Annotated in this window: 13 protein-coding genes; 3 read left to right on the top strand and 10 right to left on the bottom strand. The window is 66.8% G+C overall.

From position 1 onward, the window contains the following. Positions 1–34: 34 nt before the first annotated feature. From Uis4E_RS00745 to Uis4E_RS00730, 4 genes are all read right to left on the bottom strand, one after another. Entirely contained in the window at positions 35–4192 is a 4158-nt protein-coding gene (locus Uis4E_RS00745) for a DNA-directed RNA polymerase subunit beta' (RefSeq protein WP_101621339.1), read from the bottom strand. Positions 4193–4239: 47 nt separating this feature from the next. After that, entirely contained in the window at positions 4240–7803 is a 3564-nt protein-coding gene (gene rpoB / locus Uis4E_RS00740) for a DNA-directed RNA polymerase subunit beta (RefSeq protein WP_101621338.1), read from the bottom strand. A 482-nt stretch (positions 7804–8285) separates the two neighbouring features. Further along, complete coding sequence (locus tag Uis4E_RS00735; protein WP_243394259.1) at positions 8286–8963, bottom strand: hypothetical protein; 678 nt, start codon at positions 8961–8963, stop codon at positions 8286–8288. A gap of 13 nt (positions 8964–8976) precedes the next feature. Then, positions 8977–10005, bottom strand: coding sequence for an HhH-GPD family protein (locus tag Uis4E_RS00730; RefSeq protein ID WP_101621425.1), 1029 nt, complete (start codon positions 10003–10005; stop codon positions 8977–8979). A gap of 179 nt (positions 10006–10184) precedes the next feature. Here Uis4E_RS00730 and Uis4E_RS00725 point away from each other — a divergent pair, with 179 nt between their 5' ends. Continuing rightward, positions 10185–10892 carry a tRNA (cytidine(34)-2'-O)-methyltransferase gene (locus Uis4E_RS00725; RefSeq protein WP_084686015.1) on the top strand — a complete coding sequence of 236 codons (708 nt, stop codon included), beginning with the start codon at positions 10185–10187 and terminating at the stop codon, positions 10890–10892. A gap of 208 nt (positions 10893–11100) precedes the next feature. On the opposite strand, the gene Uis4E_RS00720 is transcribed toward Uis4E_RS00725, so the two are convergent. Next, positions 11101–11670, bottom strand: a complete 570-nt coding sequence (locus Uis4E_RS00720; RefSeq protein WP_133125358.1) for a hypothetical protein — start codon at positions 11668–11670, stop codon at positions 11101–11103. 1019 nt (positions 11671–12689) lie between these two features. On the opposite strand from Uis4E_RS00720, the gene Uis4E_RS12290 reads away from it, so the two are divergent. Beyond that, on the top strand, positions 12690–12812 hold the full coding sequence (locus Uis4E_RS12290; RefSeq protein WP_279324948.1) for a hypothetical protein: 123 nt from the start codon (positions 12690–12692) through the stop codon (positions 12810–12812). Beyond that, positions 12796–14769 (top strand): hypothetical protein, encoded by a 1974-nt coding sequence (locus tag Uis4E_RS12040; RefSeq protein ID WP_207764522.1) that lies wholly within the window; start codon positions 12796–12798, stop codon positions 14767–14769. Before Uis4E_RS12290 ends, Uis4E_RS12040 begins: the two co-directional genes overlap by 17 nt. Here Uis4E_RS12040 and Uis4E_RS00710 read toward each other — a convergent pair. The 5 genes from Uis4E_RS00710 to folK all read right to left on the bottom strand — a co-directional run bounded on the left by Uis4E_RS00710 (position 14759) and on the right by folK (position 20961). After that, complete coding sequence (locus Uis4E_RS00710; RefSeq protein ID WP_101621336.1) at positions 14759–16123, bottom strand: PFL family protein; 1365 nt, start codon at positions 16121–16123, stop codon at positions 14759–14761. The two genes, Uis4E_RS12040 and Uis4E_RS00710, sit on opposite strands and share 11 nt — an antisense overlap. 245 nt (positions 16124–16368) lie before the next feature. Then, a complete protein-coding gene (locus Uis4E_RS00705) occupies positions 16369–16641 on the bottom strand; it encodes an ACT domain-containing protein (RefSeq protein WP_101621335.1) in 273 nt (90 codons plus the stop codon). A 156-nt stretch (positions 16642–16797) separates the two neighbouring features. Next, positions 16798–18390: a DHA2 family efflux MFS transporter permease subunit gene (locus tag Uis4E_RS00700; RefSeq protein WP_243394258.1), complete on the bottom strand. Its 1593-nt coding sequence runs from the start codon at positions 18388–18390 to the stop codon at positions 16798–16800. A 336-nt stretch (positions 18391–18726) separates the two neighbouring features. After that, positions 18727–19281, bottom strand: coding sequence for a DUF3180 domain-containing protein (locus Uis4E_RS00695; RefSeq protein ID WP_101621334.1), 555 nt, complete (start codon positions 19279–19281; stop codon positions 18727–18729). A 15-nt stretch (positions 19282–19296) separates the two neighbouring features. After that, positions 19297–20961 carry a 2-amino-4-hydroxy-6-hydroxymethyldihydropteridine diphosphokinase gene (gene folK, locus Uis4E_RS00690; RefSeq protein ID WP_101621333.1) on the bottom strand — a complete coding sequence of 555 codons (1665 nt, stop codon included), beginning with the start codon at positions 20959–20961 and terminating at the stop codon, positions 19297–19299. Between the last annotated feature and the right edge of the window lie 10 nt (positions 20962–20971).

Here is a 20971-nt window from a genome sequence, read left to right as displayed (position 1 = left end):
ATACCCGACCATCCGACCGGACGGAGACCCGCTCTCAGACGATCGCGGTCGGATCGTCGTCGGCGCCGTTCGCGCCGTCGCCGTCCGTGCCGTCGTCACCGGGGAGCTTCAGGTCCGGCAGGTCGGCGGAGCCGTCGCCTGAGGCGTCAGCGTCGCCGCCGAAGCCAGCGGTGCCGCCCTGGTCGTCCAGGAAGTCGTCCGGGTTGAAGTCCTCGCCGAGCTTCAGGTCGCCGAAGTCGATGTTGGAGAAGTCCACATCGTTCATGTCGCCGTCGGTGAAGTCGAGGCCCTCGCCGTCCGCGTCGCCGCCCAGACCGAAGTTCGGGTAGATGGTGTCGCGGATCGCCTTGTCCGGCTCGACCACCGCGTTGCGGTAGCGGGCCAGGCCGGTACCGGCCGGGATGAGCTTACCGATGATGACGTTCTCCTTGAGGCCCTTCAGGTCGTCGACCTTCTGGTTCAGGGCGGCGTCGGTGAGCACGCGGGTCGTCTCCTGGAAGGAGGCGGCGGACAGCCACGAGTCGGTGGCCAGCGAGGCCTTCGTGATGCCCATGAGCTCCGGACGGCCGGAGGCCGGCTTCTTGCCCGCCTGCACGGCGGCCTTGTTGACCTCGCGGAAGCGCTGCTGGTCGACCAGCTCGCCGGGCAGCAGGTCGGTCTCGCCGGAGTCGATCACGGTGATGCGACGGCTCATCTGGTGGACGATGACCTCGATGTGCTTGTCGTGGATGTCGACGCCCTGGGAGCGGTACACGTTGTGCACTTCCTCGACGATGTTCATCTGCGCGGCGCGCTTGTTGAGGATGCGCAGGATCTTCTTCGGATCGACGGAACCCTCGATGAGCTGCGTGCCGGTGGCGACGTGCTCGCCGTCCTTCACGAGCAGCGGGACGCGGCGCGACACGTTGTACGTGATCGGCTTGATCTCGCCGTCCTCGACCGGGGCGCCGGAGTCGGCGTCCGGGGTGAGGATGACCTGGCGGCCGCGGTCGCCGTCCACCACCTTGATGGTGCCGGCGAACTCGGCGATCGGGGACTCGCCCTTCGGCGTGCGGGCTTCGAAAAGCTCGGTGACACGCGGGAGACCCTGCGTGATATCGGAGGCCGAGGCGACGCCGCCGGAGTGGAAGGAACGCAGCGTCAGCTGGGTGCCGGGCTCGCCGATGGACTGGGCCGCGACGATGCCGACGGTCTCGCCGACGTCGACCAGCTTGTTGGTGGCCATCGACCAGCCGTAGCACTTCGCGCACACGCCGCGCTTGGAGGCGCAGGAGAGCACGGAACGGCACTTGACGAACTCGACGCCGTGGGCGACGAGGTCGTTGAGCACGTCCATCGACAGGGCGTCGTCGCGCTTGTACAGCACGGTCTTGCCGTCGGCCGGGTCGATGACGTCGGCCGCGAGCAGACGGGAGTACGGGCCGCCGTCCGCGTTCTTGACGAGCACGAGGTTGCCGTCGGCGTCGCGGTCGGCCACGCGGATGTCGATGCCCTGCTTGGTGCCGCAGTCCTCCTCGCGGACGATCACGTCCTGGGAGACGTCGACCAGACGACGGGTCAGGTAGCCCGACTCGGCGGTACGCAGTGCGGTATCGGCCAGACCCTTGCGGGCGCCGTGCTGGGAGATGAAGTACTCCAGCACGGACAGGCCGTCGCGGTAGTTGGACTTCACCGGACGGGGGATGATCTCGCCCTTCGGGTTGGCCACGAGGCCACGCATGCCGGCGATCTGGTTGATCTGCATCATGTTGCCTCGCGCGCCCGACTGGACGATGATGGCGAGGTTGTTGAGCGGATCGAAGTCGTGCTCGACGGCCTTCGACACTTCGGCGGTGCACTTCGTCCACAGGTCGATGAGCTCCTGGCGGCGCTCCTCCTCGGTCAGAAGACCCATCTCGAAGTTGTCGTTGACCTGGGCGGCCTCGTCCTCGTACTTGGCGACGAGGGTGTTGCGCTCGCCCGGCTCGATGACGTCGGAGAACGCGAAGGACACGCCGGACCACGGCGCGCGGGTGAAGCCGAGATCCTTCAGGGCGTCCAGCGAGGCGGCCACCTGGGCGGTGGAGTAGCGGGTCGCGATGTCGTCGACGATCTTCGCCAGACGCTTCTTGCCGACCTGCTCGTTGACGAACGGGTAGTCGACCGGCAGGGTCTGGTTGAACAGCACGCGGCCGTAGGAGGTGGCGAACAGGGCGGTACCGTCCTGGAAACGCTCCTCCTTGACGACGGTCTCGCCGTTCTGGGCGTCCGGATCGGCGACCTTGAGCTCGCCCGGCTCCCAGTTGGACGGCAGGACGAAGTCCTTCGGCACGCGGATGAGCACCTTGGCCTGCATGTCGATCTCGTGCAGGTCGAGCGCCATCTCGGCCTCGGCCAGCGAGGAGAACACGCGGCCCTGGCCCTTGACGCCCTCCACCACGGTGGACAGGTAGTACAGGCCGAGGATCATGTCCTGGGACGGCATGGTCACGGTGTGGCCGTCGGCCGGCTTCAGGATGTTGTCGGAGGCCATCATCAGCGAGCGGGCCTCGGCCTGGGCCTCGGCGGACAGCGGCAGGTGGACGGCCATCTGGTCGCCGTCGAAGTCGGCGTTGAACGCGGCGCAGGCGAGCGGCGGCAGGTGGATGGCCTTGCCCTCGACCAGGATCGGCTCGAACGCCTGGATGCCCAGACGGTGCAGCGTAGGCGCGCGGTTGAGGAGCACCGGATGCTCGGAGATGACCTCCTCGAGCACGCCGTACACCTCGGTGTCGCCGCGGTCGACCATGCGCTTCGCGCTCTTCATGTTCTGCGCGTAGTTCATATCGACGAGACGCTTGATGACGAACGGCTTGAACAGCTCGAGCGCCATCGGCTTCGGCAGGCCGCACTGGTGCATGCGCAGCGACGGGCCGACGACGATCACGGAACGGCCGGAGTAGTCGACGCGCTTGCCGAGCAGGTTCTGGCGGAAGCGGCCCTGCTTGCCCTTGAGCATGTCGGACAGGGACTTGAGCGGGCGGTTCGAGGCGCCGGTGACCGGACGGCCGCGGCGGCCGTTGTCGAACAGGGAGTCGACGGCCTCCTGGAGCATGCGCTTCTCGTTGTTGAGCATGATCTCCGGGGCGCCGAGCTCGATGAGGCGCTTCAGACGGTTGTTGCGGTTGATGACGCGACGGTACAGGTCGTTGAGGTCGGAGGTCGCGAAGCGGCCGCCGTCCAGCTGGACCATCGGGCGCAGGTCCGGCGGGATGACCGGGATCACGTCGAGCACCATGGCCTCCGGCTTGTTGCCGGTGGACAGGAACGCGTTGACGACCTTGAGGCGCTTGAGGGCCTTGGTCTTGCGCTGCTCGGACGCGTCCTTGATCTCCTCGCGCAGCTCGGCGGCGATGGCCTCGAGGTCGAGGGACTGCAGGCGCTTCTTGACCGCCTCGGCGCCCATGGAGCCCTCGAAGTAGTCCTCGTAGCGGTCCTGCATCTCGCGCCACAGGTCCACGTCGTCGATGATGTCGCCGGCCTTGAGCTTCTTGAACTTGTCGAACACGGCGTTCAGACGCGCGATCTGGTCGTCGTAGCGCTGGCGGATGGCCGCCATGTCGCGCTCGGCGCCGTTGCGCAGCTTGGCCTTCGCGGCGCCCTTGGCCTCGCCGGCCTCCTCGAGCTCGTGCAGATCGGCCTCGACCTTCTTGGCGCGGTCCTCGATCTCGACGTCGCGGCGCTTCTCGAAGTTCGCGATCTCGTGGTCGAACTCGTCCTGCAGGTCCGGCAGGTCCTGGTGACGCTGCTCCTCGTTCACGGCGGTGACCATGTAGGAGGCGAAGTAGATGACCTTCTCCAGGTCCTTCGGGGTCACGTTGAGCATGTAGCCCAGACGGGACGGCACGCCCTTGAAGAACCAGATGTGGGTGACGGGGGCGGCCAGCTCGATGTGGCCCATGCGCTCGCGGCGGACGCGGGAGCGGGTGACCTCCACGCCGCATCGCTCGCACACGATGCCCTTGAAGCGCACGCGCTTGTACTTGCCGCAGGCGCACTCCCAGTCACGGGTCGGTCCGAAGATCTGCTCGCCGAACAGACCGTCCTTCTCCGGCTTCAGGGTGCGGTAGTTGATGGTTTCGGGCTTCTTGACCTCGCCGTGGCTCCAGCCGCGGATATCGTCCGCGGTGGCCAGGCCGATGCGAAGCTTGTCGAATGCGTTGACGTCCAGCACTGTTGTTTTCGTCCTTACTTACGCTTGCTTACGGTTCTCGATGGGTCTCACTGGTACTCGGGCTGTGCGGCGGCCTGGTCTTCCTTCGCGGCCGCGTCGGGGCGGGCGCCGATGTTGAAGCCGAGGTCGTCGGAGGAGCCGGCCGGATCGTCGTCCTCGTCCTTCATGTCGATGGCCTGGCCTTCGGCGTTGAGCACCTCGACGTTCAGGGACAGGGACTGCATCTCCTTGAGGAGCACCTTGAAGGACTCGGGGATGCCCGCCGGCGGCAGGTTCTCGCCCTTGACGATCGCGCCGTAGACGCGCACGCGGCCGTCCACGTCGTCGGACTTGGTGGTCATCATCTCGTGCAGCGTATACGCGGCGCCGTAGGCCTCGAGGGCCCACACCTCCATCTCGCCGAAGCGCTGGCCGCCGAACTGCGCCTTGCCGCCCAGCGGCTGCTGGGTGATCATCGAGTACGGGCCGGTGGAGCGGGCGTGGATCTTGTCGTCGACCAGGTGGTGGAGCTTCAGCATGTACATGTAGCCCACGGAGATCGGACGCGCGAACGGCTCGCCGGTGCGGCCGTCGAACAGCGTGGCCTTGCCGTCCGGGCCGACCAGACGGTCGCCGTCGCGGTTCGGCAGCGTGGTGGACAGCAGGCCCTTGAGCACGTCCGGCTTGACGCCGTCGAACACCGGGGTCGCGACCGGGGTGCCCGGCTCCGCCTTCTCGGCGCCGGCGGGCACGAGCTTCTTCCACTCGGCCTCGAGGTCCGGGTCGAGGGAGATGTCCCAGCCGGAGTGCGCGATCCAGCCGAGGTGCAGCTCGAGCACCTGGCCGAGGTTCATTCGGGACGGCACGCCGAGCGGGTTGAGCATGATGTCGACCGGGGTGCCGTCGGCGAGGAACGGCATGTCCTCCTCGGGCAGGATGCGGGAGATGCAGCCCTTGTTGCCGTGGCGGCCGGAGAGCTTGTCGCCCACCGTGATCTTGCGGTGCTGGGCGATGTAGACGCGGATCATCTGGTTGACGCCGTTGGGCAGCTCGTCGCCGTCCTCCTCGGCGTCCTCGCGGGTGATCTCCTTGACGCCGATGACCGTGCCGGTCTCGCCGTGGGGCACGCGCAGCGAGGTGTCGCGCACCTCGCGGGACTTCTCGCCGAAGATGGCGCGCAGCAGGCGCTCCTCCGGGGTCAGCTCGGTCTCGCCCTTCGGCGTGACCTTGCCGACGAGGATGTCGCCGGCCTCGACCTCGGCGCCGATGCGGATGATGCCGCGCTCGTCGAGGTTCGCGACCGCGTCCTCGCCGACGTTCGGCAGGTCGCGGGTGATCTCCTCGGCACCCAGCTTGGTCTCGCGGGCGTCGATCTCGTACTCCTCGATGTGGATGGAGGAGAGCGTGTCGTCCTGGACGAGACGCTGGGAGATGATCACGGCGTCCTCGTAGTTGTAGCCGTTCCACGGCATGAACGCGATGAGCAGGTTCTTGCCGAGGGCCAGCTCGCCCTTCTCGATCGCCGGGCCGTCGGCCATCACGGTGCCGGCCTCGACGCGCTCGCCGTCGTGGACGATCGGACGCTGGTTGTAGCAGGTGGTCTGGTTGGAGCGCTGGAACTTGGCCAGCTTGTAGGAGCTGGTCGTGCCGTCGTCGTTCATCACGCGGATCATGTCGGCGGAGACGTAGGTGACCACGCCGTCCTTCTCCGACTTGATGACGTCGCCGGAGTCGTTGGCGGCGCGCCACTCGGAGCCGGTGCCGACGAGCGGGCGCTCGGACTCGATCAGCGGGACGGCCTGGCGCTGCATGTTGGTGCCCATGAGCGCTCGGTGGCCCTCGTCGTGCTCGAGGAACGGAATCAGCGAGGCGCCGAGGGAGACCATCTGGCGCGGGGAGACGTCCATGTAGTCGACCTGGCTGACGGGCACATCGACCGCCTCCTCCTCGCCAACTCGGGCGAGGGCGGACTTCTGGACGAAGTTGCCGTTCTTGTCGAGCTCCTGGTTGGCCTGGGCGATCACGTGGTCGAGATCGCGGTCGGCGGTCATGTACTCGACCTCGTCGGTCACGTGGCCGTCGACGACCTTGCGGTACGGGGTCTCGATGAAGCCGAACGGGTTGACGCGGCCGAAGGTCGCCAGCGAGCCGATGAGGCCGATGTTCGGGCCTTCAGGGGACTCGATCGGGCACATGCGGCCGAAGTGGGACGGGTGCACGTCGCGCACCTCCATGGAGGCGCGGTCGCGGGACAGGCCGCCGGGGCCCAGCGCGGAGAGACGACGCTTGTTCGTCACGCCGGACAGCGGGTTGTTCTGGTCCATGAACTGCGACAGCTGCGAGGTGCCGAAGAACTCCTTGATGGTGGCGTTCACCGGGCGGATGTTGATCAGGGACTGCGGGGTGATCGCCTCGGCGTCCTGCGTGGTCATGCGCTCGCGCACGACGCGCTCCATGCGGGACAGGCCGGTGCGCAGCTGGTTCTGGATCAGCTCGCCGACCTGGCGGATGCGGCGGTTGCCGAAGTGGTCGATGTCGTCGACGTCGACGCGCAGGTCCACGTCCTCGCCGTTGCGCTTGCCCGGGAAGGTGTCCTTGCCGTCATGCAGCGTGCACAGGTACTTGATCGTCGCGATGATGTCCTCTTTGTGGAGGGAGCGGTCGTTGACCTCGTTCTCCAGGCCGAGCTTGCGGTCGATCTTGTAGCGGCCGACGCGGGCCAGATCGTAGCGCTTCGTGTTGAAGTAGAAGGAGTCGAGCAGGTTGCGGCCCGCGTCCGGGGTCGGGGTGTCGGCCGGACGGATCTTGCGGTACAGGTCGACGAGGGCCTCGTCCTGGGTCTGGAGGGTCTCCTTCTCCAAGGCGTCGAGCACCAGCGGGTAGTCCTTGAACGCCTCGCGGATCTCCGGCTTGGTCATGCCGATGGCCATGAGGAACACGATCGCGGACTGCTTGCGCTTGCGGTCCACGCGCACCTGCGGCTGGTCCTTCTTGTCGATCTCGAACTCGAGCCACGCGCCGCGCGACGGGATGATCTTCGCGCCGAAGACCTCCTTGTCGGAGGTGCGGTCCTGCTGGCGGTCGAAGTAGACGCCCGGGGAGCGCACGAGCTGGGAGACGATGACGCGCTCGGTGCCGCCGATGATGAACGTGCCGTGCGCGGTCTGCAGCGGGAAGTCGCCCATGAACACGGTCTGGGACTTGATCTCGCCGGTCTCGCCGTTCTCGAACTCGGCGTTCACGTACAGCGGGGCGGAGTAGGTGTAGTCCTTCTCCTTGCACTCCTGGACCGTGTGGCGCGGCTCCTCGAAGTACGGGTCGGAGAAGGTGAGGGACATGGTCTGCGCGAAGTTCTCGATCGGGGAGATCTCGTTGAAGACCTCGTCGAGGCCGGAGACGTGCGGCGTGGTGACCGTGCCGTTCTCCTCGTCCTTCGCGACGCGCGCCTTCCAGCGTTCGTTGCCGATCAGCCAGTCGAAGCTGTCGGTCTGGACGCCCAGGAGGTAGGGCACGTCGATGGGTTCCTTGATGGAACCGAAGTTCACGCGATCCGACGCCTTGTGCAGGTCGATGTCGTGCTGGTCGGCGCGTGCGGTGATGGTGGTGGTGTTCGTCGTAGCTTCAGTAGCCAATGGACGTTCCTTATCGCTCGCTATGTGTTCGTTTTCCCCGTCGAAGCAAGCATGGCCACCATATGCCTATGCGAGCTTCGTTGTGTGGAGGCATGCCCGCAATATGACACACCGTATGCAAATTACAAAGAATAGCGGTATGTAAGGACTTTCCCGCCCCGCCCGCTCAAACGGGCGCACGTCTTCATTCCCGTTCCCGCCGGCTGGAGCTGGCGCGCGCAGCGCGACCGAAGGTGGCCACCGACCGCAACCACCCCCAGTCGGCCAAAGGCCGCCAGCCCCCGCCAGCGGGGGCGACACCTACGTCAGCCAATTCCAGAACGCCGTCATCCACGCCAGCCCCCGCCAGCGGGGGCGACACCTCAAGACGGCGCGTCTGCACATCGTCCGGGCTCGCCAGCCCCCGTCAGCGGGGGCGACACAGATCCACCCCATCACGACTCCCTCCGGGGAGGCAAGGTCTCGCGCTGGGGGCGCGTGGCCTATTGGACTTCGATGGTGACCTTCTCGCTGACGACCTTGGGGGCGTTCCTGAGACTCAGCCGCGCGACGTACGCGCCGCGGTCCACCTTCGGCAGATCGTCCTGGTTCTCCACGCACTCCGAGCCCGTGCGGTTCGCGCCCCACGTGAGCGTCTGCACGTCCTTGTCGCCCTTCGCCATGAGCAGCATCCTCGCGTCCGCCGGGCACGAGTCGGACGTCCACACCGTGTCCTTGCCGTCGGCCGACGTGATCGTGAGCACACGCCCCGAATCGGACGCGTCGATCAGACACGAATCCGCGCCGTCATGCTCGATCGTCGCGACGAACTCCATCGAACCGCCGACCGCCACCGTCGCGGACTTCGCGGTGAGCGACAGGCGCGTGTCCTTCGCGGAGCAGTCCTTCACGCCGGTGGTGCGATGCGGCGTGGGCGTCGTGTCGCGTTCCAGCGCGGCACGGTCCACGCTGCCGTACGTCGCGCCCCACACCGCGCCCACGCCGCGCGACAGGCTGTACCCGCAGAACACGACGAGCGCGAGCGCGACCAGCAGCGCGACGCCGACGACGATGCGACGCCGACGATAGACCGCACGCTGCCGTTTGCTCAGCTTGCGTCCGCCCGGCCTGCGCGTGCGCTGCGTACCCGACCTGCCCATACCCGACTTGCCCTGTGCCATAATGCGTCCCAGTCTATCGCGGCAGACGAATCGCGCCGCCGGGCAGGATCTCGATCAGACCATCCTCGTCGAGGCTCGCCACGCACCGGTCGAGCTGCGCATGGTCCTTCCACAACGTTTCGACCGTCGCACGCTCCAGCACGGACGCACGTCCGGCGGACTGTTCGGACGCGGCCGGCAGTCCGCGCAACGCGTCGAGGACGATGCCGCGCACCTGACGGTCCGTGCCCCGGAACCGCTGCCGGGGACGCGTGCGCCGCTCCCCCAATCCGGGCCGCCCCGCGGCGAGGAACGCGCAGTCGTCGCGCACCGGGCAATGCCCGCACAACGGGTTCTTCGCCGTACACACGAGCGCGCCCAACTCCATCACCGACTGGTTCCACATGACGGAGGGGATGCGCGAGCCATCGCGTGAAACATCATGTGGAACATCACCGGAATCCCGTGAAACATCGCGTGGAACATCATCGTCATCATCGCTTCCCGCACCATCGCTCCCGTCATCGCCCGGCAGGACGGCGGCCGCGAGCGCGCGCTCCGCCGCGCTCGCCGCGCCGCCGCGCGACTCCTCCCCCGCGAACACGCGCGAAAGAACGCGACGGATGTTCGTGTCGACCACGGCGATCCGCTCGCCGTACGCGAAGCTCATCACCGCGCTCGCCGTATAGTCGCCGACGCCGGGCAGCGCGACCAACGCGTCGTACGTGCGCGGCAGCTCGTCGCCGCACGCGCCGGCGACGACGCGCGCGCACTCCTGCAGCCGCAGGGCGCGGCGCGGGTAGCCGAGACGCCCCCACGCGCCAATCACGTCGGATTTCGGGGCGGCGGCGAGCGCGGCGGCGTCCGGCCACCGCTCCATCCACGCGGTCCAATACGGCACGACGCGGCTCATCTGCGTCTGCTGGCTCATCACCTCCGAGACGAGGATCCCCCACGGCGTCGCGCGGCCGAACCGCCACGGCAGGTCGCGCGCGTTCGCCTCCCACCATGCGGCGAGACGCAGGCGCACGCGGGCGGTTCGGCTCCGTTCCGGAACACCCATGACATCCATTCCGACGCTCCCTTCCGCTCGTCGACGCCCAGCCCGCTCGCCGACGCCCAGCCCGCGATTCCTTCTGCCGCCACAGGCGCGTTCTGGGAGCCACGCGAGTCCGGGAACCACGCGCGGACGCCCGCATTGACGCACACCCGTGTCGGTCATCGTCCATATTCTTAGCAGCTATGACGAACGAAGCACAACAGACGCTGGGGGCCACGGCCCAGACCACGCCGGAAACCGGCAATCCGGCCGGCAACCCTGCCGACAACCCGGAGGCACAAGTCGAGAAGATGTTCGAATACGGCTACCGCAAGTCGAACTACGGGCCGGACGAGCTCGTGACCGACGCGCACGGCAATCCGATCAGCGTGGTCGACGCGATGCTCACCGCTGAGAAGGCGGCCGAGGCGGAGACCGTCACCCCGCACCTGTGCTACTACTCGCCGCGCATCCCCGGCAACACCGGCTCCGCGATCCGCCTGTGCGCGGTGACCGGCACGATCCTGCACCTCGTGGAGCCGCTCGGCTTCAACCTGCGCGACACGAAGCTGCGCCGCGCCGGCCTCGACTACCACGACATGGCGCACGTGGTATTGCACCCGAACTTCGAGAACCTCGTCGAGTCGATGCCGAACTCGCGCATCATCGCGTTCACCGCGCACGCCACGAAGCTGTACACGGAGATCGAGTACAAGCCGACCGACATCCTGCTGTTCGGGCCGGAGCCGGGCAACATCCCCGATCCGATGGACATCATGGCCGGCCCGCACGTGGCCGAGCAGGTCAGGCTGCCGATGCGCCCGAGCCTGCGCAGCCTGAACCTCACGAACTGCGCGTCGATCGCCATCTACGAGGCGTGGCGCCAGCTCAACTTCGCCGGCGGCCGGTAGGGATTCGTTTCACCTGCGTACGTTCGGCACGGTATTTTCCTGATCTATCGTCGCGAACGTACGCTGGGAAATCCTCAGTGTACGTTCGCGACGACGCCTTCCAAAAAGACCGTGCCGAACGTACGCCGCGGCAGGTGCGGTCGGCGACAGCGAAACCGCCACCGACCGCACCGCCACCGACCGCACCGCCACCGACCGCACCGACACATCAGCGGTAGGCGTCCTCGGCGCGGATTCTCGGCACGGCGTTGTCCCCCAGCATCATGAAGAGCCGGTTCGACGCGAACGCGTCCTCATACGTGCAATGCAGAATCGTGGTGACGCCGGCGGCCCTCAACACGCGATCACGCTCGTTACGCTCGTTGAGTATCTGCTTGGCGGTGCGTCCCCGCGTCATCGCGGGATTCTCGTATTTGGCCATGCCGTCGTATTCCAGCACGATCATGCGGCCGTCATGCAGTCTCCACAGGAAGTCGACACGATACCGTCGCACGGGATACGTGGGATCGTGGAACTCGACCTGCAGCTCCGGCACGACGAACCCGTTGTCGATGATGAACGCGCGAACCATCGATTCCCCTCCGTTCTCGCTGGCCGCGTCAACATATCGCAACAGCATTTCGATAGGGGCGCGATCATCATGCAGCCCCTTGCACGACCGCTCCACCTCGTTCACGTCCATGCCTTTGCGCGCCGCGGAATCGAACATCGGCAGCGCGAAACGGAACGGCAGGCTCAGACCGCAGTCGATCAGCGTTCGGGCCGCATCAGTCACCATGATGCCGTTCACCGATACCGGCGCAATCGATGGAACGTAGAGGCGTCTCACGGTGAACCGGCGTCCTCCGTCGGCCCCTGACCGGTTGGAACGGCGATATCCCTCTCCCGGCATTCGCCGAGACAACTCGGACCTGTTCGAGATCTTCCTCCCCTCCGCGTTCGCGACGTAGACGGATTGGTCATGGACGTTCCACGAGTGTTCGAATCCGTGGACGTCCGCGGCAGTGATCCCCGCGAACACCCACGTGGGATGCAGGCGCGCCAAGCCTCGCGCCACGTGCAGCGAGCGCTGGCACTCGTTCAACTGCGCCCAATAGTCCGGCGGAACATACAGATTCTGGTAAGGAGACGCCAATTCGCCCGTCATGGCACGTCGCCTCATCGCCCGGCGCAGGGCGTCCGTGTCCCCTACCGCGCAACGGTTCTCCTGTTGCGCCTGTGCTATCCGCTCGTTCACCACCTTGTGCTGTTTCATTCCCTCACGGTAGAGGACATCCGTTGAATCCGGCAAATCCGGGATTGTGGATGACACGCCGCACGACGTGCGATTGTGGATAACCGTCCATCCGTCCGGTGTCGTTTCTCCACAAGCGACACCACCGACGATTCCCGGACGACGGCCTGACGGACCGGCGTACGTTCGGCACGGTCTTTTTGGGAAGCATCGTCGCGAACGTACACTGACGATTTCCCAGCGTACGTTCGCGACGGTAGGACGGGAAAATACCGTGCTGAACGTACGCCGACAGCGCGAAACGAGAGAACGGAGCGACCGCAGGGACGAGAAAACCGGCCGACCGCGGAACCGAAGACGCCGCCGGGGATGACGGTGTACTGCGGGGTAAAATGAAAAAGGTGCAACGACTCAACCGGCAACTACACTCGGTCAGGTCGACGGCCGGTGCGGACCGCTATTCCATCCGACACGGACAACGGGACATCGAAGGAGATGACCATGGAAGGGAAGAACACACAGCGGACGGGATGCACTCAGGCATCCGGGACACGAATGGCAAGATGCGCTCAGACATCTGGAACACGGACACCGACGACAAACGACGGAACACGGACACCGACGACAAACGACGGAACACGGACACCGACGACAAACGACGGAACACGGATGACGGCGGCGATTGACGCGACGCGAACGACGACGACGCGTGTCACGGCGCGCGTGGCGGAGCGCGACACGAAACACGCGGCGGCACGCGTGGCGGCGGGCGTCATCGCGATGATCGTCGCGGCGGCGATGCTGTTCACGCCGATGATCGCCTCGGCGTCGGGACCGTTGTCGCTGAAGGTCATCGGCAACATCGACTTCCGGAAATACGAGAAGGTCTCCATCCGCCAATGGTCCAGGGACGGCTCCGTGGCCATCGTGAGAGCATCGGATTCTTCGGACGACGGCACGTACTTCATGGTGACGCCGAAAGACGCGTCAATCACCAAGCTGGACGACTCGAATGACGATTATCCGGTCATCTCGACCGACGCCAAACACGTCTACTACATCGACGACGACCAATCGGTGCGGATGGTGGACGTCGCTTCGAAGAAGATCACCACGCTGAACTATATGGATGACGATTCGGCGGGCTCATCGAGTTCCGACGACGACTCGGACTATTCCGACGACGACTCGGACTATTCCGACGACGACTCCGACTACTCGGATGACGACTCCGATGACTCGGACGACGCTCCGTCCGTATGGCATGCGAACGGCAACCGACTGGTGGTCGCATACTCGGACCACTACGGGGTGGGCGACATCGCACGGCACAAGATGCTCTCCACACTGAAGGTCGACGAAGACGGCGCCTCCACCATGGCCATGAATTCCGATTTGTCGCATTTGTATGTGCTCAACATCCCCTCCGGCGCCTCCTCCAGCACGTTGAAGACCTATGATGCGGGCAGCGGCGACGTCGTCTCCACGATGCAGGCCGCCATTCCCGAGGATTCCGTCCCCTCGTCGTTCGATCCGGACTCGGGGACAACGTCTTTTCTGTTCGGAGGCTTCGGCGGCGGGACACTGCTCGCATATATTTATTACTTTGGCGACGTTACGGGTCCCGATGGTCCGTACGTCTATCGGATCGATTCCAAAACCGGCGACGTGACGACAATTTCAAATCATCGCAACAGCCTCGTCACCGCCAATCTGGACTATGTGATGCTCGCGGAGGATGAGTCCGGCGACGTGAATCAGCAGTTGAGTGTGTACGAAGTCAAGGGTCGGAACGCCGTGTCGAGTCTCATCGTCAAGAGCATCACCACGGGAAAGACCATCCATAGCGTCACCGACCGCGACACGATACGGAAGATCCTCAAGCCCTTCGCCGATCCGGACGAATATCCGGACGGAAATACGCCGGCGTATCTGTCGAGCGACGGCAGATACCTCGTCGAAGCGACGACCTCGTCATTGAAACGCTCGGAATTCTCCCTGCTCGACACGGTTTCGGGAGCGTTGTCGACCGTGACACCGCCGGAATCCGACACCATCGCGCTCGGCGACGACGGCATCGATTCGCTGGCGCTCAGCACCGATAGCGGCACGATGCTCGCGGTGACCGGCATCAAGGACAAGCAGTCCGGCGAATCCTCGTACGGCAGGCGGATCGTGGTCTACGACACCGGCATCGGCGGCGACGCGTGGACGCGGCCGAAGACGTGGATCATGGTCGGCATCGGCGCGGCCGTGGCCGTCGCGGCGATCGTCATCGTCATCATCGTGGCGCGCCGGTCGAGGCGGCGCCGACGCGCGACGGCCGGCGGCGCCGGAACCGGCATGCCGCCGTTGCCGGTCGCCGCGGCGCAACCCGCGACGACCGGTCATCCGATGCCGTTGACCCCGGCACCGCAAGCGGTCCGCACGGGACTCGCGGTGCCGCAACCGCCGGTGCCGTCGGTCCCGCAAGCGTGGCCGTCAGTCCCGTCGGCACCGCGACCGACGGCGCCCCTGCCGCCGGTCGCGGGACAGCCGACGCAACCCGAACGCCCCCGGTTCTGCCCGCGGTGCGGCGCGCCGGTGGCCGGCGGCGACACCCGGTTCTGCACGCGTTGCGGCCGGGAGCTGTTCAGTTCTTGAACGAGTGGATCGGGGCGGGGATGCGGCCGCCGCGGGTGACGAACGCCTCGCACGAGGTCTGGTTGACGGGGATGATCGGCGCGTAGCCCATCAAGCCGCCGAAGTTCGCCATCTCGCCGACGCCCTTGCCCTCGACCGGGATGACGCGCACGGCGGTGGTCTTCTGGTTGACCATGCCGATGGCCGCCTCGTCGGCGATGATGCCGGAGATCGTCGCGGCGGACGTGTCGCCGGGGATCGCGATCATGTCGAGGCCGACCGAGCACACGCAGGTCATCGCCTCGAGCTTCTCGATGGTGAGGCACCCGTTGCCGGCCGCGTCGATCATGTTCTTGTCCTCGGAGACCGGGATGAACGCGCCGGACAGGCCGCCCACGTAGGAGGACGCCATGATGCCGCCCTTCTTCACCTGGTCGTTGAGCATCGCGAGCGCCGCGGTCGTGCCGGGCGCGCCCACCTGCTCGAGGCCGATCTTCTCCAACACCTCGCCGACCGAATCGCCCACGGCCGGGGTCGGCGCGAGCGACAGGTCGATGATGCCGAACGGCACGCCCAACCGCCGCGACGCCTCCTGCGCGACCAATTGGCCGACGCGCGTGATCTTGAACGCGGTGCGCTTGATCGTCTCGCACAGGAACTCGAAGTCCTTGCCCTTCGCGGCGTCGAGCGCGCGAGAGACGACGCCGGGGCCGGAGACGCCCACGTTGATGACCGCGTCGCCCTCGGTCACGCCGTGGAAGCCGCCCGCCATGAACGGGTTGTCGTCGGGCACGTTGCAGAACGCGACGAACTTCACGCAGCCGTAGGAGTCGTTGTCGGCGGTGGCGTGCGCGATGTCCTTGACGATGTGGCCGAGCAGCTCGACCGCGTTCATGTCGATGCCGGTCTTCGTGGAGCCGACGTTGACGGACGAGCAGACCACGTCGGTCTCGGAGAGCGCCTGCGGCAGGGAGCGGATGAGCAGCTCCTCGGCCGGGGTCATCGCCTTGGAGACGAGCGCCGAGTAGCCTCCGATCAGGTTGACGCCGACCTCCTTGGCCGCGCGGTCGAGCGCGTGGGCGATCTTGACGAAGTCCCCGCTCGTCTTGCAGCAGCTCGCGCCGACCAGCGAGATCGGGGTGACGGTGATGCGCTTGTTGACGATCGGGATGCCGTAGTCGCGTTCGATGTCCTCGCCGGTGGAGACGAGGTCCTTCGCGTAGGTGGTGATCTTGCGGTAGATGTTGTCGCAGGTCTCGTCGACGCTTTCGCCCGCGCAGTCGAGCAGCGAGATGCCCATCGTGATGGTGCGCACGTCGAGCTTCTCCTGCTCGATCATCTGGTTGGTCTCGTGGACCTCCATGATATTCAGCATGATGTGGTTCCTTATCGAATAGGTATCCGCCCCACCGGAACGACCGCCTCGCCGAAGGCGAGACCGTATCACGGCCCCGCCGGCGGGGGCCGTCGGCGGAGCCGACTGGGGGTGGTCAGGTCGGGTGATCGCAATCGGACCACCCTCCGGCGCTACGCGCCACCTCCCGCCAGCGGGAGGACGACACGGACTCTCCGCTGGCGGGACATCGACCACCGTCCCCGCCGACGGAAGGAGGATGGGGACTAGATGCGGTGCATCTTGGTGAAGATCTCCTCGCGCTGGCAGCGGATGCGCACGCCGATGTCGTCGCCGAGGTCCTCGAGGTTGCCGACCATGGCGCTGAACTCCTTGTCGGAGTTCGCGTAGTCGACGATCATCATCATGTTGAAGTAGCCGTCGATGATGGTCTGGGAGATGTCGAGCACGTTGACGTTGTGCTGCGACAGGTACGTGCACACGCGTGCGATGATGCCGACCGTATCCCGGCCGACGACGGTGATGATTGCCTTGTTCATGGCGCTCCCTGGGTGATTGTGTGATGTCCGATTGGTGGTGTCCGGCGAGACAGGTCCGGTTCGCGGATCGGCTCGGAGAATACGGCAAACGGGTGTTCACCAGTATAGGTGAACACCCGTTGGCGCGTCATGGAACGTCCACGGCGGAATCGCAGGCTACGCGGCGAGGTTCTCGGCCTTCGCGCCGGATTCCACGGCGGCGGTCTCGTCGACCTCGACCGGGGTCATCTCCGGTTCGCGGCGGGCATGCTCGTGCAGCGCGAACGAGAAGACGAGCACGAGCGCGATGAGCGCGAGGCCGAACAGGTAGCCGTAGCGGGAGCCGTCCACGAAGCCCTGCGCCGGGTCCGTGCCGCCGCCGGCCGTGTAGGTCGTCTGGCCGAGGCCGAGCAGGCAGGTGGCGACGGCGGTGGAGATGGCGCCGCACACCTGCTGCATCGTGTTGAGGATCGTGCTGCCGTCGGCGGCCATGCAGCCCGGCAGCGCCTTCAGCGCGGCGGATTGCGTGGACTGCTGGATGAACGGGATGCCGACCATCACGATGATGTGCGCGGCGAGGAACAGCGCGACGGGCGATCCGGTGCCGATCGCGAAGAACAGCGCGCCGCCGACCGCGGTCATCGCCACGCCGATCCAGACGAGGCGACGCGCGCCATGACGGTCGAACAGACGGCCGGCGCCGAGCGTGCACAGCGCGTTGACGATGCCGCCGGGCAGCATGAGCAGGCCGGCGACGGTGGAGCTCAGGCCGAGGCCGCGCTGCAGCTCCTGCGGCACGAGGTACATGAACGCGAGCGTGCAGGCGAACGAGCAGGAGACCATGATGGCCGGCGTGCGGAACGCCGCGATGCCGAGCGCGCGCAGGTCGAGCAGCGGCGTGGCGATGGTGAGCTGGCGGTGCGCGTAGAAGGCGAGGACGACGACGCCGACGACGAGCAGTCCGATGACGACCGGCGAGAAGCCCATGTCACTCACGAGGCTCACGCCGGCGACAAGGCAGCCGAAGCCAAGCGCGGACGCGAGGATGGAGAGCACGTCGACGGCCGGACGGGTGCAGCGAATCGGAGTGACGAAGAACAGCGCGGTGCAGAGAATCGCGATGACGGCGATCACGGCGAACAGGGCGAAGATCGCGCGCCAGGAGACGGCGCCGATGAGCGCGCCGGCGACGGTCGGTCCGACGACCGGCGCGAACATGACGACAAGGCCCGCCACGCCGTTCGCGGCGCCGATCTTCGACGGCGGGAACACGCGCATGATGGCCGCGTACAGGGTGGGCAGCACGATGCCGGTGCTCACGCCCTGCACGATGCGGCCGGCGAGCAGCACCGGGAACGTGATCGCCACGGTGCACACGAGCGCGCCGACGAGGAAGCAGGCGAGCGCGAACAGCACGAGCGTCTTCGCCTTGACCCACTTGAGCAGGAAGCCGACGCACGGCAGCACGATGCCGATGGCGAGCATGTAGCCGACGACCATCCACTGCGCGGTGCCGGAGGAGACGGAGAACTCGTCCATCAGATCGGGGATGGCGATGTTCATCGACGTCTCGGAAAGCATGCCGAGGAACGCGCCGAAGTACAGGCCGAGCATGACGCGGTACGGATGCGCGAAGCGCGGGGCGGGCGCGCCGCCGGGAACGGGGGTCGCGACCTCGTAGGAGACATGGTCGAGATGCGGCTTGGCGGCCGCGGCACCGGTCGCGGAGCCGGAGACGGAATCATTGCGGACGGTTGTCTGATCGGACAACGGGAAACCTCTTCTTGTCTGTATCGATGCGCCGCCGCCGGGCGATTCCCGCGCACGCCTCGTTCCCGTGCGTTTCACGGGAAACACACGGGAACGGCATCATCGGCGGGAAGTCGAGCGCCCCTAACGTCCGGGCCCCGACGGCAACGAAAAACCGCATGCCCCGAGGCGGAGAATGCGCCGGAGGCATGCGGTTATCAAGTCGAGATGTGACCGTAGTACGTTTTTCGTTTTTTCGTAAGCGGGCCGGGCGTGTCGCAGGAGATCTCACGCACGAAGACCTCCCCCACCCGGCTTCGCCGGGAGCCCCCTCCAGAGGGGGCCGGAGGGGAAGACCTACCGACCGCACGTCCTGTTTTCAGCGGTTTTGGCGGCGGCGGGGGTGACGCCGCGTTCGCGCGCGGCATCGCGCACCTTCGGGTTCTCCGGGCCTTCGTTCGGCGGCAGCTGGCACAGCCATTCCCCCACGAGACCGACGATCATGTCCGCGAGGCAGATCACGCCGGTCACCGCGCACTCCCGCACGGCCGAGGCGTAGAACTCGGCCTCCATATGCCCGATGGACGGGATGATCTGGCCGAAATACCATCCGGCGAGCGCCGCCCCCGCCAACGCCAGCGCCTTGGCGAGCACGAGCGTGTGGAACGCGAGCGTCGGGTTGACGAACGTGCGCGGCCGTTTGCGCGGGTCGGTGGTCGCGTACTTGTGTACGTTGATGGCGAGCACGAGCACGAGTATGCCGATGGCGACGAGCAGCGCCGCGACGAACCAGGGTGCGCCGATCAGCGTGAGCCCGTATCGTTCGCCCAGTACGGCGACGCCAGCCCCGGCGGCGAGTCCCAGCGCCAGTCCGATCGCCGGCTGCCACCACGGTGTCCTATGCGCCTTCATCCCGTGTCCTTCCCGTTATTTCGCGCCGATGATCCAGTTGTCGCTGAGCATGCCGACCATGCCCGCGTCGGGCGCCATGGCGAGCAGGAACGAGACCGGGTCGCCGTCGAGCGTGGCGTTCGGGTCCATATCCATCCACGGCGCGAGCACGGAGGCGTGGCGTTTGGCCGACGGCCATGGCACGCGGCAGTCCGGTTCGTCCGCGGTCACGTGCTCCATGTCGACGAGATCGAGGTCGATCGTACCGTCGTGCGCGTGTTCGATGTCGCCGAGCGCGGCGATCAGCGCGCGTGCGCCGAGTTTCGTCTCGATCTGGATGACGGCGCTCATCGCGTCGGGCCCGTCGAAGCTGCTCACGTGGTAGAGCGGCGAGATGCCGTCGACCTGGGTGCCGGGCAGTCCGTCGATGGCGACGATCGCCTCGCGGAACAGGCGTTCCGCGTCGGTGGAGGTCGAGTCCATCGAGATGACGGCCTTGAGCGGCACCGTCGCGCCGTCCGCGAGATCGTCCGCGGCACCATTCACAGCACCGTTCCCGACACCGCTCACGGCACCGTTCACAGCATCGTCCGAGGCATTGCCTCCATCGGCGGATGCGTCTGCCATCACGCCGGGTGTCCCATCGGACACCGCCTTGCCAGTGGCCTGCCATGCATGCATCCCACAGGATGAGGCCGCGTCGAGTGTCCCATCGGACACCGCCTTGTCAGTGCGCGAGCCGATGCCCGCGCCGTCCGGCAGCACGCCGCCGCTCATCCAGTCGTGCGCGACGAGTTCGACCGGCGGCTCGTCGCCGTCCGCCTCGGCGAGCAGTCCTTCGGCGAGCTCGTTCACCGGTCCGCCGTGCATGCCGGGCAGGTCCGCGTGCGGGTCGAGCGCCGCCCACGGTACGAGCACGAACGCCCGCTGCCATGCACGCGGATGCGGCAGGGTCAGGTCGGGCGCATCGGATTCGACGCCGTCGTAGTCGATGATGTCGAGGTCGAGCGTGCGGCTCGACCAGTGAGTTTCGCGCGTGCGGCCGTGGTCGGCTTCGATGCGCTGGAGCGCGTCGAGCAGCGTGCGCGCGTCGAGCGTGGTCGTCGCCTCGACCACCGCGTTGAGGAAGTCGGGGGTGCCGTCCGCCATGCCCCACGCGGCGGTGCGGTAGAGCGGCGAGACGCCGGTGATCTGCGTGCCGTCGAGCGCGTCGATGCGGCGCACCGCGTCGCGCATCGTCGCCGCGACGTCGCCCTGGTTGCCGCCGAGCGCGATGACGACGCGACGCGCGGCCGCATCGGGCGTCGCGGCGCCGGCACCGTCCGCCGCGCCGGTGCCGGCGGCGTCGCGCGAACGCGTGATGCTCACGGCGACGTCGTCGAACGGCACGGTGATCGGCGCGTGCGGCTTGTGCACGGTCACGTCGACCGTGCGGATCGGGTCGATGGCGAGCAGCCGGTCGGCGATATCCTGCGCGAGCCGTTCGATGAGATCGACGTGGTCGCCTTCGATGACGGCGACGATCGCCTTGGCGGCGCGGCCGTAGTCGACGGTGTCGCCGAGCGCGTCGGAGCGGCCCGCGGCGGCGAGGTCGAGGTGGAGGGTCGCGTCGACGACGAACGGCTGCGCGCGCTCGTGCTCGAAGTCGAGCACGCCGTGCGTCCCGTTCGCCCGCACGCCGGTCAAAGTGATCGTATCCATGTCCGTTCCT

Origin of the sequence: Bifidobacterium parmae, assembly GCF_002860365.1 — a bacterium.
GTDB lineage: Bacteria > Actinomycetota > Actinomycetes > Actinomycetales > Bifidobacteriaceae > Bifidobacterium > Bifidobacterium parmae.
The sequence above is the reverse complement of the archived record's forward strand: the minus strand, read 5'-3'. Positions and strand labels throughout refer to the sequence as shown.

Excerpts from the sequence above, each read along its gene's own strand:
- Uis4E_RS00725 (WP_084686015.1), top strand. The coding sequence starts at position 10,185 with ATGACGAACGAAGCACAACAGACGCTGGGGGCCACGGCCCAGACCACG.
- Uis4E_RS00710 (WP_101621336.1), bottom strand. The coding sequence starts at position 16,123 with ATGCTGAATATCATGGAGGTCCACGAGACCAACCAGATGATCGAGCAG.
- Uis4E_RS00705 (WP_101621335.1), bottom strand. The coding sequence starts at position 16,641 with ATGAACAAGGCAATCATCACCGTCGTCGGCCGGGATACGGTCGGCATC.
- Uis4E_RS00735 (WP_243394259.1), bottom strand. The coding sequence starts at position 8,963 with ATGGCACAGGGCAAGTCGGGTATGGGCAGGTCGGGTACGCAGCGCACG.
- folK (WP_101621333.1), bottom strand. The coding sequence starts at position 20,961 with ATGGATACGATCACTTTGACCGGCGTGCGGGCGAACGGGACGCACGGC.
- Uis4E_RS00695 (WP_101621334.1), bottom strand. The coding sequence starts at position 19,281 with ATGAAGGCGCATAGGACACCGTGGTGGCAGCCGGCGATCGGACTGGCG.
- Uis4E_RS12290 (WP_279324948.1), top strand. The coding sequence starts at position 12,690 with ATGCGCTCAGACATCTGGAACACGGACACCGACGACAAACGACGGAAC.
- Uis4E_RS12040 (WP_207764522.1), top strand. The coding sequence starts at position 12,796 with ATGACGGCGGCGATTGACGCGACGCGAACGACGACGACGCGTGTCACG.
- Uis4E_RS00720 (WP_133125358.1), bottom strand. The coding sequence starts at position 11,670 with ATGGTGACTGATGCGGCCCGAACGCTGATCGACTGCGGTCTGAGCCTG.
- Uis4E_RS00730 (WP_101621425.1), bottom strand. The coding sequence starts at position 10,005 with ATGGGTGTTCCGGAACGGAGCCGAACCGCCCGCGTGCGCCTGCGTCTC.